13 protein-coding genes are annotated in these 13,585 nt (G+C 38.7%); 5 read left to right on the forward strand and 8 right to left on the reverse strand.

Annotated elements, in window-relative coordinates; all coding sequences use genetic code 11:
• Positions 1-73 precede the first annotated feature (73 nt).
• The gene (locus GWI59_RS02755) at positions 74-418 is read left to right on the forward strand and encodes a RidA family protein (protein WP_006536617.1); all 345 of its coding nucleotides are present in this window, start codon (positions 74-76) and stop codon (positions 416-418) included.
• A gap of 34 nt (positions 419-452) precedes the next feature.
• On the opposite strand, the gene GWI59_RS02760 is transcribed toward GWI59_RS02755, so the two are convergent.
• From GWI59_RS02760 to zwf, 4 genes are all read right to left on the reverse strand, one after another.
• Positions 453-1,316, reverse strand: a complete 864-nt coding sequence (locus GWI59_RS02760; protein ID WP_197939074.1) for an SDR family oxidoreductase — start codon at positions 1,314-1,316, stop codon at positions 453-455.
• Between the two features lie 314 nt (positions 1,317-1,630).
• Positions 1,631-1,963: a multidrug/spermidine efflux SMR transporter subunit MdtI gene (gene mdtI, locus GWI59_RS02765; protein ID WP_006536614.1), complete on the reverse strand. Its 333-nt coding sequence runs from the start codon at positions 1,961-1,963 to the stop codon at positions 1,631-1,633.
• Between the two features lie 2 nt (positions 1,964-1,965).
• Entirely contained in the window at positions 1,966-2,406 is a 441-nt protein-coding gene (gene mdtJ / locus GWI59_RS02770) for a multidrug/spermidine efflux SMR transporter subunit MdtJ (RefSeq protein ID WP_072064011.1), read from the reverse strand.
• A 575-nt stretch (positions 2,407-2,981) separates the two neighbouring features.
• Complete coding sequence (gene zwf, locus GWI59_RS02775) at positions 2,982-4,457, reverse strand: glucose-6-phosphate dehydrogenase (protein WP_109397573.1); 1,476 nt, start codon at positions 4,455-4,457, stop codon at positions 2,982-2,984.
• A 352-nt stretch (positions 4,458-4,809) separates the two neighbouring features.
• Here zwf and GWI59_RS02780 point away from each other — a divergent pair, with 352 nt between their 5' ends.
• Together GWI59_RS02780 and pyk are read left to right on the forward strand one after the other, a co-directional pair.
• Positions 4,810-5,652: a MurR/RpiR family transcriptional regulator gene (locus GWI59_RS02780; protein WP_006536609.1), complete on the forward strand. Its 843-nt coding sequence runs from the start codon at positions 4,810-4,812 to the stop codon at positions 5,650-5,652.
• A gap of 231 nt (positions 5,653-5,883) precedes the next feature.
• Positions 5,884-7,326 (forward strand): pyruvate kinase, encoded by a 1,443-nt coding sequence (gene pyk, locus GWI59_RS02785; RefSeq protein ID WP_072064013.1) that lies wholly within the window; start codon positions 5,884-5,886, stop codon positions 7,324-7,326.
• 74 nt (positions 7,327-7,400) lie between these two features.
• Here pyk and lpxM read toward each other — a convergent pair whose 3' ends face one another.
• The 3 genes from lpxM to znuA all read right to left on the reverse strand — a co-directional run bounded on the left by lpxM (position 7,401) and on the right by znuA (position 10,763).
• Complete coding sequence (lpxM, locus tag GWI59_RS02790; RefSeq protein ID WP_006536607.1) at positions 7,401-8,375, reverse strand: lauroyl-Kdo(2)-lipid IV(A) myristoyltransferase; 975 nt, start codon at positions 8,373-8,375, stop codon at positions 7,401-7,403.
• A gap of 105 nt (positions 8,376-8,480) precedes the next feature.
• Positions 8,481-9,806: a murein DD-endopeptidase MepM gene (gene mepM / locus GWI59_RS02795; protein WP_161723924.1), complete on the reverse strand. Its 1,326-nt coding sequence runs from the start codon at positions 9,804-9,806 to the stop codon at positions 8,481-8,483.
• Between the two features lie 12 nt (positions 9,807-9,818).
• On the reverse strand, positions 9,819-10,763 hold the full coding sequence (gene znuA / locus GWI59_RS02800) for a zinc ABC transporter substrate-binding protein ZnuA (RefSeq protein ID WP_006536605.1): 945 nt from the start codon (positions 10,761-10,763) through the stop codon (positions 9,819-9,821).
• A gap of 74 nt (positions 10,764-10,837) precedes the next feature.
• Between znuA and znuC the strand changes: the two genes are divergently transcribed.
• Together znuC and znuB are read left to right on the forward strand one after the other, a co-directional pair.
• Positions 10,838-11,563 (forward strand): zinc ABC transporter ATP-binding protein ZnuC, encoded by a 726-nt coding sequence (gene znuC, locus GWI59_RS02805; RefSeq protein ID WP_161669354.1) that lies wholly within the window; start codon positions 10,838-10,840, stop codon positions 11,561-11,563.
• Positions 11,556-12,341, forward strand: a complete 786-nt coding sequence (znuB, locus tag GWI59_RS02810; protein ID WP_109847398.1) for a zinc ABC transporter permease subunit ZnuB — start codon at positions 11,556-11,558, stop codon at positions 12,339-12,341. The genes znuC and znuB overlap by 8 nt, the downstream gene beginning before the upstream one ends.
• A gap of 231 nt (positions 12,342-12,572) precedes the next feature.
• Here znuB and ruvB read toward each other — a convergent pair whose 3' ends face one another.
• Positions 12,573-13,583 (reverse strand): Holliday junction branch migration DNA helicase RuvB, encoded by a 1,011-nt coding sequence (gene ruvB, locus GWI59_RS02815; RefSeq protein ID WP_161723926.1) that lies wholly within the window; start codon positions 13,581-13,583, stop codon positions 12,573-12,575.
• Between the last annotated feature and the right edge of the window lie 2 nt (positions 13,584-13,585).

Consider the following 13,585-nt stretch of genomic DNA (forward strand, 5'->3'; position numbering starts at 1 on the left):
AAATAAGACGTAAATTATGCCAGTGGATAGCCTAAAGTACCACCTACGCCGTTAATACAAAGGAGAAATCATAATGACAATTAAGCGTATCGACCCTGAAGATCGCTGGTCCGAAGCGGTAATTCATAACGACACAATTTATTACACTGCAGTGCCAGAAAATTTATCAGACGATATAATTGAACAAACAGCAGACACATTAGCGGCAATTGACGTTTTGTTACAGCGTGTAGGTTCTGATAAAACTAAAATTCTTGATGCGACAATCTTTTTAGCTGATAAAGCCGATTTTGAAGGTATGAATCAAGCATGGGATGCTTGGGTTGCTAAAGGTAGTGCGCCTGTACGTTGTACTGTGCAAGCACAATTAATGCACCCTGAGTATAAAGTCGAAATTAAAATTATTGCAGCACTATAACCACACTATACTTAGCACCCAATTTTATGGGTGCTTATTTTTTTGAATTAAACTTATTGGCTAAATCAAGATAGTAGTCTGATAAATGATCATCACCATACACTTCACCAATATGACTCGTACCCATAAATGTTAAGAAAAACTCAAAAGGCCCATAAAATTTTTGAGAAGTAACATGGCGCAATATAAAAATAGTCATCTTTCTTAATGCATCAGGCAAATGGATGATCTTTATTTTTTTATTTAATGCTACACCTGCCAGTTCAGCAATTTGATTTAATGATAAAATATCAGGTCCACCGACGGAAATTTCTTTTGTATTATGTCCAATCATTTTAATGATAAATTGTGCTAAATCTTTTCCAGAAATAGGATTAATTTGCTGTTCACCAGAGCCAAATAAATAAACTCGATTTGAAGTCGCCATATGTAAAAAGTCACCCATATCACTAAAATAGCCATTAGGTCGAATAACACAATAAGATAATGTAGATTGTTTTAATTTATCAACAAACCGTTCTTTAGCTTCAAAAATCTTTAACTGCCGATATTTATCACCATCGATCGCTGAAATATAAATAAACTGTTTAACTTGTGATTTTATTGCTTCATCTAACAGATTTACATTGGCTTGATAATCCACATCCATATAGGTTAACCCCTCTTTTTGTCGAGTGATCCCTACTGTTGAAATAACACAATCAATATCTTTTGTACTGTTTTTTAATTGTTCAGGCTTTGTTATCTCACCAATAAAAATATCATCAACATCAGTAAATAGCGTTGTTTGAGAGTGATTTCTGACTAGAATACGCACCCAATAACCTTGAGTTTTTAATGCTTGTACAAGAAATCGCCCTAAATAACCCGTTGCACCTGCAACTAATATCCGTTTCATCTCTATTCCTATCTTTTTAATTTTATCAGTAAAAAATAACACCAATAATAAAATAATAGCAATAGAGTTTTTCCATGAAAAATTTTCTGCTCATTTATTATTATTTAAGATAGAAAAACTATTTTATTTTAAAAATTCAATATTTATTATGGCTGAGAAATAACAAATATTTTAACTATCAGTTTTAATTATTTTAAAAAAGTGGAACAAAAAAAGCTGAATTCATAAGAACTCAGCTTTTTAATGTCACTTATTTTGCTGTGATAATTAGATTTTTTATTTTATCAATATCTCACTCATTAAGTTAGTTAGATTTAGGCAAATTTAATCATTACCATCCCAACCAGTAATAATATAATTCCACCCCATCCTTTATAATTGAGTCGTTGATTAAATAAAATCCAACCGGCGGCGATAGTTGCAATAATTCCGAATGCCCCCCAAAGTGCATAAGCAACTGAAAGCTCTATCCCTTTAACAGCCATTGCCAGCGCACTAAAGGCACCTAACACACAAACCAGTGATAATATTCCTAATCCCATTCGGCTAAAGCCGTTAGACATTTTTAAGAATATATTCGCAACAATCTCAAGCACTACGGCAAGTATTAGGAATGCACCATGCCACCATTCAAATTGAGCTAACATAATTAAGCCTCCTTGATATTAGCTGGAATTGGCTTATTTGCTCCTTTTACAGCACTGGCAACGTGCTTAGCTTTACCGGCGATACTTTTTACCGAATCAGTTGTTTTCTTAGCAACAGTCGATTTTTTAGTACCTGATTTGATAAGCGTGATCCCTGCAATTAACATCGCTAGACCACCTAATTTTAGTGGTGACAGCGATTCACCAAACCATAGAACGCTGAATGTCGTAATAATGACAATTCCAATACCTTCCCATAGTGCATATGCTACACCTAATGCCACTTTCTTAACGGCTATGGCTAAAAAGATATAGGAAGTGGCAATCATTAACCACATCACTATCATACCGGTGTAACCACCGCTTACACTGGCGTACTTCATTGATAAAGTACCGATAACTTCACAAACGATAGCTAATGCTAAAAATATCCAATAAATCATTTTTCATCTCTCATACACATTTGAAATACGCCGAAACGTTTCTTGCGCAGGAAGATAGAGAATATGTAGATAGTCTTTCTGGCGGCAATAAAAGCCGAACGTTAAGGCAACGTCATTTCCTGATTGCGTCAGGAATTAAGATGAGAGATTTCTATAATGCGCCACACCAGTAGTGTTCGCTGGATAAAATAGCAGAAAGGAATAACTTATAGGTAGAACGTTTAACTTTGACGCTTTTGGCGCTAGTCATGATTATTTATTCTTTCATCGCACAGACCATCCGCACGATATACTCCGAACCCTCATATAAGATGGTTAAATGTTACATCATATTTCTATCATGCCGAATTATTTAAAGCAATGCCTTTTCGCAAAATATTTTTGTTAATTGATTGGTTTTATTTAAGTTTTAATTTCTAGCAAAAATCAGATTGCATAGTTAATCAACAGTTTTACGCTCCTTCAGTAGTTTTATTCATCTAAATTGCTGGAATTATGCTTAAAGGTGTTTAGCTAATACAAAAACACCCAGCATAACTGGGTGTTTTCTCTTGAGAATGGACAATCAAAACCAATTATTCAATTTCATTCCATGAACGACCATCACGAGTGATCATTGCTACAGATGCAACAGGTCCCCATGTACCCGCTTGGTAAGGCTTAGGTAGCTCATTATCGCATTCCCATGCATTGATAATTGAATCAACCCATTTCCATGCTTCTTCTACTTCATCACGACGCACGAACAACGCTTGAATGCCACGCATGGCTTCTAACAATAAACGCTCGTAAGCATCTGCTAAATGCGTTTGATTGAATGTTTCCGAGAAACTCAAGTCAAGCTTAGTTGTTTGTAAACGGTGTTTATGATCGAGTCCTGGCGCTTTATTTAGCACTTCGATATCGATCCCTTCATCTGGCTGTAAACGTATAGTCAGCTTATTTTGTGGTAACTCTTGATAAGTCTCACTGAAAATATTCAGCGCAGGCTTTTTAAAATAAACCACAACTTCTGAACATTTACTTGGTAGACGCTTACCTGTTCTTAAATAGAACGGAACACCAGCCCAACGCCAATTATCGATATCAGCACGAATTGCCACAAATGTTTCTGTATTGCTGGTTTTATTGGCACCTTCTTCATCAAGATAACCGGGTACTTTTTTACCCTGTACAAAGCCGCCAGTATATTGTCCACGAACCGTTTTTTCGCGAATATTTGTGTTATCAATACGGCGTAATGAACGTAAAACTTTCACTTTTTCTTGACGAATACTGTCAGCAGTTAAATCAGCTGGTGGAGACATCGCAATCATAGTTAGGATTTGTAATAGGTGATTTTGCACCATATCACGCATTTGACCTGCTTGATCAAAATATCCCCAACGCCCTTCAATACCCACTTCTTCTGCAACTGTAATTTGGACATGATCAATCGTTTTATTGTCCCAGTTGTTAACAAAAAGGGAATTGGCAAAACGAAGAGCTAGAAGGTTTAATACCGTTTCTTTACCTAAATAGTGGTCAATACGATAAATTTGGCTCTCTTTAAAGTATTTTGCCACACTATCATTAATAGAAACTGAAGAGGCTAAATCTGTCCCTAATGGTTTTTCCATTACGACGCGGTTTGGCTCTTTATTTAATTTTGCATGACCTAATCCCTGACACATTGCACTAAAGGTACTAGGTGGCATCGCAAAATAGTAGATAGCAGGTAACTTATCTTGTTTTAGGTGTTTTGATAATTCAATAAAATGGTCTGTTTCATTGACATCAAGATTACAAAAATCGAGACGATCACTTAAACGTTGCCAAATTTCAGGATTAATTTCTTCTTTTAAAAAGGTTTTTAACGCTTCATGAGCGACATTTTTATATGCCTCAACATCCCAATCAGCACGGCCGACACCAATAATACGAGAGTCAGGGTGAATATATCCTGCTTTTTCCAATTGATATAATGATGGAATGAGCTTACGGCGTGCTAGATCCCCTTTCGTACCGAAGATAACCAGATCACAAGCCTGAGCAGTCGATATCGCTGCCATAGAACGTCTCCTCATGATGAGATTTTGTAATTTTGTTACAGAATTTTGTATTAATGTACTCTTTTGGATGTATTCAGTAAATACACTTGCACATTTTAGTCTCTAACTTACCACACATATTGTAATGCTTCATTTTATGACCCATGTTTTTATATTTTCTTGTAACTTTACTACAGTTTTGTTTCTTGTTTTCAGTATTGAAAGTTAGACACACGTCATACTTTAACGAAAAAAGCCCTGTTTACCGATGGTTTACACTGCAAGCCTTGTTCTTTGCGTAGTATATTTTCATAAAACCGTTATAGATTTCTCCTTTTATTGAAATTGGCAAAGCCAAGGATCTGTATATTTAATGAATATATTGGAAAGGGTTCAGTCTAATCTGGACATCTTGAGTAAATCAGAAAAAAAAGTCGCCGAGGCTGTTTTAACTGCGCCACAAACAGTTATCCATTCAAGTATTGCCTTAATGGCTAAAACAGCTGATGTCAGTGAACCGACTGTTAATCGTTTTTGCCGACGCATGGCAACAAAAGGATTTCCTGATTTCAAATTACAATTAGCACAAAGCATTGCTAACGGCACGCCTTATGTAAATCGTAATATTGATGATTCCGATACGGTCTCTTCTTATACCAATAAAATTTTTGAATCTGCAATGGCGGGACTTGAGGACGTTAAAAATAATATTGATATCGCCGCAATCAATCGTGCAGTTGATATTTTGACGCAAGCTAAGAAAATCTCTTTTTTTGGCTTAGGCGCATCAGCAGCGGTAGCTCACGATGCCATGAATAAGTTTTCTCGTTTTAATATTCCTGTCACTTACTTTGATGACGTTGTTATGCAACGTATGAGTTGCATAAATAGTACTGATGGTGATGTGGTCGTTGTTATTTCCCATACAGGACGCACTAAAAATCTCATTGAAATAGCTAAAATTGCGCGTGAAAACGATGCCGCAGTAATTGCTATTACGACACCTGGCTCACTTTTAGCCTCTGAAGCCACCCTCCCTATTTTACTTGATGTGCCTGAAGATACTGATATCTACATGCCAATGATCTCTCGCCTTGCACAACTCACTATTATTGATGTTCTCGCAACAGGATTTATTTTACGCCGAGGACCAAAATTCAGAGATAACTTGAAGCGCGTCAAAGAAGCTTTACGTGATTCACGGTTTGATAAGTAACCGTTTTTAATTATTCTGTTAGTATTGTCACACTTACGATTGTGCCCCTGACTAGATAACTTTTTGAAAAATGGTAGCATATCTGCGAGCTAACTCTCGCATATACTGAAAACAGTAGTGTATGTTGCAATTAGCTTGAAGCGTTTCACTTAACATATTGGGCAAAACACAGTCTGATTTCTGTTTTATCCAATTGCCAACACCTTTCGTTCAAGGTCAACGGAGTAATACATGTCCAGACGGCTCAGAAGAACAAAAATTGTTACCACCTTAGGCCCAGCAACAGATCGTGATAATAACCTAGAAAAAATTATTATTGCTGGTGCGAATGTTGTTCGATTAAATTTCTCTCATGGTTCTGCGGAAGATCATCTTGCTCGCGCAAATCGTACACGTGAAATTGCTGCAAGATTAGGTCGCCATGTTGCTATTCTTGGGGATTTACAAGGCCCTAAAATCCGTGTATCTACCTTTAAAGATGGAAAAGTTTTCCTGAATGTCGGTGATAAATTTTTACTTGATGCAGCGCTCGAAAAAGGCGAAGGTAATCAAAATCAAGTGGGTATTGATTATAAAGGCTTACCAGCCGATGTAGTTCCAGGTGATATTTTACTTCTCGATGATGGTCGAGTTCAGTTAAAAGTCCTCAAAGTAGATGGTTTAAAAGTCTTTACTGAAGTGACTGTCGGAGGCCCATTATCTAACAATAAAGGCATTAATAAGCTCGGTGGAGGCCTCTCTGCTGATGCATTAACAGAAAAAGATAAGCAAGATATTATCACCGCTGCAAAAATCGGTGTTGATTACCTTGCTGTTTCATTCCCAAGAACGGGCGAAGATCTTAACCTTGCTCGCCGTTTAGCTCGTGATGCAGGCTGTGAATGCCAAATAGTTTCAAAAGTAGAGCGCGCTGAAGCAGTTGCTAATGATGAAATCATTGATGAAATCATCCTTGCTTCGGATGTAGTTATGGTTGCGCGTGGCGATTTAGGCGTTGAAATAGGTGATCCTGAGTTAGTTGGCGTACAGAAAAAATTAATTCGTCGTGCTCGTCAGCTTAATCGGGTCGTTATCACTGCCACTCAAATGATGGAGTCAATGATAACAAATCCAATGCCAACCCGTGCCGAAGTAATGGATGTTGCTAACGCCGTATTAGATGGTACTGATGCCGTTATGCTTTCGGCAGAAACTGCAGCAGGACAATATCCAGCAGAAACAGTCGCTTCAATGGCACAGGTCTGCTTAGGTGCTGAAAAAATGCCAGCGGCTAATGTTTCTAAGCATCGCTTAGATATGGTGTTTGATACCGTGGAAGAAGCCATTGCGATGTCTACCATGTATGCTGCTAACCATATGAAAGGCGTTAATGCTATTATTGCGATGACAGAATCAGGTCGTACTGCACGCATGATGTCTCGTATCAGTACTGGTTTACCTATTTTCTCAATGTCTCGCCATGAGAAAACATTAAACCAAACGGCACTTTATCGTGGCGTGACCCCTGTTTATTGTAGTACGCATACTGATGGTATTGCTGCGGCTAATGAAGCAATAGGTCGTTTACGTGATAAGGGTTTCTTAGTCTCAGGTGATTTAGTGTTAGTCACTCAAGGTGACCAAATGGGTACAATCGGCAGCACTAATACATGCCGTATTTTGACTGTTGAATAATACCGAGTTGTCAATCTTAATAGCAAAACGGGCACTTAATTAAGTGCCCGTTTTTATATTGACTTATTAGCTGACTAATCCAATATATTTTCACGAGCGTAAGGCTCTATTTCGCCCTCTTTACGTGTCTTCAGTAATTTTAAGATCCACGTATATTGCTCTGGTGTCGGTGTCACGAGTGCTTCTAACTCTTCATTCATTCTGCGTGCAATGTACGTATCATCTTTATCTTCAATATCATCCATTGGTTCACGAATAATAATGTGAAGCTGATGTGTTTTATGACAATACACTGGAAACAACGGTACAATAGCTGCTCGGCATACTTTCATTAACCGCCCAATCGCAGGTAATGTCGCTTTATAGGTGCCGAAAAAATCCACAAATTGACTATGCTCTGCGCCATGATCTTGATCTGGCAAATAATAGCCCCAGTAACCTTGTCGCACAGAAGAAATAAAAGGCTTAATACCTGCTTCGCGAGAATGTAATCGACCGTCAAAATGATGACGGGCTTTATTCCATAAATAATCAGCCACGGGATCTTTTTGGTGGTGAAACATCGCCGCCATTTGCTGGCCTTTAGCGGCTAATAACATGGCAGGAATATCTACTGCCCAGCCATGAGGCACCATAAAAATAACATTACGGCCTTGCTCTTTAAAACGTTCGATGATCTCTAAGCCCTGCCAGCTTGTTCGTTTTAATATGTGCTCAGGCCCTCTTAAACAAAGCTCTGCCAACATCACAAAGGATTGAGGTGCAGTTTCAAACATGCTGTCGAGTACATTTTCACGCTGCGTTTTATTCCATGTTGGAAAACAGTATCTCAAGTTGATATCTGCACGACGTCTTGCGCTTTTCGCTTTACGTCCAACAAAACGACCAATAGCAGCAAGAAATGGATCACGCCACTTTACTGGCATATAAGCTAAAACACTTAATACACCTGCACCTAACCATGTTCCCCAATGACGAGGATGCAAATAAGCACAGTGAAAAGTGGGTACATAACCCGCTTTGCTATCTGTATCTTTTTCTTTATTCATCAGATAACTCTCTGAATTGATACCCTAAATAGGCGTAAAAAACATTAAAACAAAAACGGATGATATCAATCATCCGCTTTTATGTCTTTAAAATCATGTTTATTGTCAATCAGCTAGCACTAATTGAGGTTTAATCTCTTTTACTTTAGCAAGATATTCTTGTTTATCTTTACCCGTTAAACCATCAGCTCGAGGCAACGTTGCCGTTAGTGGATTGACTGCTTGTTGGTTGATCCACAGCTCATAGTGCAAATGAGGCCCAGTAGAACGACCGGTATTCCCTGATAAGGCAATTCTATCGCCACGTTTAACACGTTGCCCAGGTTTTACTAATAATTGACGTAAATGCATATAACGTGTCGTGTATTGGCTGCCATGACGAATAGCGATAAAGTTACCCGCAGCACCACTGTATTTCGCAACAATAACTTCACCATCCCCTGTTGCTAATACGGGGGTTCCTACTGGCATAGCAAAATCGACACCTTTATGAGCAGCTAAACGTCCCGTAACAGGATTAATACGACGAGGATTAAATTGAGAGGAAACTCTAAACTGCTTCACTGTTGGGAAGCGCATAAATCCACGCTCTAATCCACCAGCTTGGCTATCGTAAAAACGACCATCTTCAGCAAGGAATGCATAATAATCTTTACCGGCACTACGTAAACGCACACCAATAAGTTCACTTTGCTCTGTACGACCATCAAGCACTTCACGAGAAAAAAGTGCAGCAAATTGATCGCCACTTTGTAGTTTTTTAAAGTCTACTTGCCATTGCAATGCTTTAGTCACTGCACGAGCTTCTGAATTAGTTAAACCTGCATTTGTTGCGCTAACAGAGAAACTACCACGAATAACACCGCTGGTAACGCTGTTTTTCCATTCCCCTTTTTGGAACTCTTTGGTTTCTTTAAAACCCGTTTCTGTTCGGGTATAAACGCGAGTTTCACGACGAGAAACACCCCAGTTTAATTCTTGAAGCAACCCATTATCATCAAGTTCCCAGCTAATTGATTGTCCAATCTTGAGATTTCTGAGATCTTTATTTTGATTAGAAATAGCTGCGATATCAGAAGAATCAATACCAAACTGAGTCAATATTGAACTTAGTGAATCACCACTAGAGACAATATAAGTATGAGGGACTTGTGCAACTGCAGTGCTTGTATCTGTACCATCTTCCGCACCAACCAACCCTTCATCAGTAAGTTGATCACTACTGTCAGTGATAATGTCATCTGTATTTTCACTTTGTACTGCGGAAGGCATTTGAATACTGACAGGAACTTCTCGGTTTTGCTCATTTTGAAGAACCACTGGTCGCCAAATTGCGACGGCCAGTGTTGCTGCAGTTAATGAACCAAGCATGATTTTATGTGGGAGTGGTAAACTTAAATATACCTGTGCAATGGATTTCTTCTGCTGCACGTTATTAATTCCTTATTGTGTTTCATTCAGGCAGCTCGCATATTGGTTAGCTAGTTGGGTAAGGAATTTTATATAGCTCTCTTGAGTCAGAGCAATCCCACTTCCTAGGGGATCTAATACACCCATTTTAACCCCAGTGCCTTTCGCCACTGTTTCTATTACCGTCGGCCTAAATTGTGGCTCAGCAAAAATGCAGGTTGCTTTTTGCTCAACCAACTGTGTTCGTATTTGATGTAATTTCTGTGCACCCGGCTGTATTTCAGGGTTGATAGTAAAATGACCTAACGGCTTTAAATTATAATGTTTTTCGAAGTAGCCATAAGCATCATGAAAGACAAAATAACCCTTATTTCTCACAGGCGACAGAATATTAACAAGATTCTTATCAGTTTGCTTGAGTTGTTCGCTGAATTTACCTAGGTTTACGTCCAGAAGTTCTTTTTTATCTGGATAGAGTGTAATTAACCTTTCGTGGATCTGTTTTGCAGACGACAACGCAATTTCTGGTGATAACCAGATGTGCATATTATAATCACCGTGAGAATGATGTTCGTGATTTTCCTCATGTTTATGCACATTGTCACCTTCATCTTTCAATAAAAGCGACTTTATTTCTTTAGTTTCCGTTAAAGCCAACTTATGATTGTCAGTAAGCCTATTTAATGGCTTATCTAAAAACACTTCCATATCAGGCCCCACCCATACCATCAGGTCTGCGGAGGTGATTTTTTTCAAATCAGAAGGTTTTAATGCATAATCGTGTGGAGATGCCCCATCTGGCAATAAAACTTCTGTTGGTGTTACCCCATCAGCGATAGCTGCCGCAATAAATCCTAATGGCCTAATGGAAACGACGACATCAGCCTGCACTGAAGCACTGAATGAGCTTATCATCGCTGTCGTTAAAAATGATTTCAATAAAAAACGATGCGCAAATTTGTTGTTTTTATGTAACATAGGAAGAATTCTCGTGAATCATCATTGGGAATGTTATATTATAACGTTTCAATGATTCTGCAAGTGCTAATTTTATGTCTGACTTGATTTGTTTAAAATCGGTTTGTGTTTCTTTTGGTGAAAGAGAAATTTTAAAAGATATCTCTTTTAATCTAAAAGCAGGCCGTATTCTTACTTTACTTGGCCCTAATGGTGCCGGTAAATCTACAGTTATCCGTTTAGTTCTTGGTTTATTAAATCCAACCTCAGGAAAAGTTGAGCGTCAAAACGCGCTACGAGTAGGTTATGTGCCACAAAAACTTTATCTTGAGCCAACCATGCCACTCACCGTTAAACGTTTTATGACACTAAAACCGGGTGTCCATAATAAAGATATTCTCCCCGCTTTAGAACGAGTTAATGCGGCTAAATTAATTGATCAACCTATGCAGAAACTTTCTGGTGGTGAGTCTCAACGTGTATTGTTAGCAAGAGCATTACTTAATCAACCTCAACTTTTAGTTTTAGATGAACCCACCCAAGGTGTTGATGTTAATGGTCAATTAGCACTTTATGATTTAATTAATCAGCTCCGTCATGAATTAGGTTGTGCCATCTTGATGGTTTCTCATGATCTTCATCTTGTGATGGCAAAAACAGACGAAGTGCTCTGTTTAAATGGTCATATTTGCTGTTCGGGCACACCTGACGTTGTTTCTTCACACCCTGAATTTATTGCCATGTTTGGAAGTCGTGGTGCTGAGCAACTTGGTATTTATCGTCATCATCATCAGCATAGTAAGGAGTGTCGTCATGATTGAGTTGCTGTTACCGGGTTGGATTGCCGGTATGCTCTTAGCAATGGCGGCAGGCCCTTTGGGCTCTTTTGTCGTTTGGCGCCGTATGTCTTATTTTGGTGATACACTAGCACACGCCTCACTACTTGGTGTTGCTTTTGGTTTGCTGTTTAATATCGAGCCTTTTTATGCTGTTATTGCCGTCACACTTCTTCTTGCTATTTTATTAGTGTGGTTAGAATTAAAACCTCAACTTTCTGTTGATACTCTTTTAGGGATCATGGCACACAGTGCGCTTTCTTTAGGGCTTGTGGTTGTGAGTTTAATGTCCAATGTGCGCGTTGATTTAATGGCATACCTATTTGGTGATTTGCTCTCAGTTAACTATCAAGATGTCATTAGTATTTTTATTGGCGTTGTAATTGTTTTATGTGTGATTATCCGTTCATGGCGTCCATTGCTTTCCATGACAATTAATCAAGATATGGCATTTGTTGATGGTGTAAATATTCAGCGAGAACGCTTAAAACTAATGATGATCACTGCACTAACCATTGGTTTAGCCATGAAATTTGTTGGAGCATTAATTATCACCTCACTGCTCATTATTCCTGCCGCAACGGCACGTCGTTTTGCGCGCTCACCAGAACAAATGGCTCTGATTGCAATCGCTGTTGGTATGCTGGCAATTACTGGCGGTTTAACCTTCTCTGCTTTCTATGACACTCCAGCAGGCCCTTCTGTGGTTTTAGCGGCGAGTTGTCTATTTATCTTAAGTTTATTTGCACCAACTAAACAGTAATATTTCCAGCCTGTTAGATAAATAAACCCCAACAACGCTATGTTATTGGGGTTTATTTTTATCTTTTTTCATTAATTATCTGAAAACTAATATTTCTATTTTTTACTTAATTCTGTTTCATCTATAGGAGCATAAATTAGCACACTAACATCCGTTAAGGGTTCCATTAAAAGATTGCCTCGAGTCAGTTCTATCATTTAAATCACCTTCAACCTCATACAGATATAAATATTAAGGCTCTTCTACAATACGATTAAAATGGCGATAGGCGTGATTAGTAGCAACTCGGCCTCGTGGTGTGCGCTGAATAAAACCTTGCTGAATTAAATAAGGCTCTAATACGTCTTCTATGGTTTCACGCTCTTCACCAATAGCAGCCGCAAGGTTATCTAATCCTACTGGGCCACCCATAAATTTATCAATAATGGCGAAAAGGAGTTTACGATCTAAATAATCAAAACCTGCCGCATCCACATTCAACATATCAAGCGCTTTAGAAGCAATCTCTTCATCAATAGCACCATTGCCTTTTACTTGGGCAAAGTCTCTCACACGGCGTAACAATCGGTTAGTAATGCGCGGAGTGCCTCGTGAACGCATAGCAATTTGACGAGCCCCCTCATCTGTCATCTCTAGTCCCATAAAACTAGCACTACGAGAAACAATGTGTTGAAGATCGTCAACATGATAAAACTCGAGACGTTGAACAATACCAAAACGGTCACGCAATGGCGATGTTAAAGAGCCCGCTCTTGTAGTTGCGCCTACTAAGGTAAATGGAGGTAAGTCAATTTTAATTGAACGAGCCGCAGGCCCCTCACCAATCATGATATCAAGTTGATAATCTTCCATTGCTGGGTAAAGAATTTCTTCGACAACAGGTGAAAGACGATGAATTTCATCAATAAATAATACGTCGTGAGGCTCAAGGTTAGTTAGCATAGCCGCGAGATCACCCGCTTTTTCAAGTACAGGGCCTGATGTCGTACGTAAATTAACCCCCATTTCATTAGCAATAATATTCGCCAATGTGGTTTTACCTAATCCGGGAGGTCCGAAGATTAGCAAATGATCGAGTGCATCATGACGCAATTTAGCCGCCTGAATAAAAATCTCCATTTGTTCTCGAACTTGCGGTTGCCCAACATATTCGGCAAGAAATTTAGGGCGAATAGCCCTATCAATAATTTCTTCTTCAGGTTGTTGAATTTCTGCTGAAATCAGGCGATCTGCTTCAATCACAA

This window comes from Proteus sp. G2673, from assembly GCF_009915125.1.
In the GTDB taxonomy this organism is placed as follows: Bacteria; Pseudomonadota; Gammaproteobacteria; order Enterobacterales; family Enterobacteriaceae; genus Proteus; species Proteus penneri.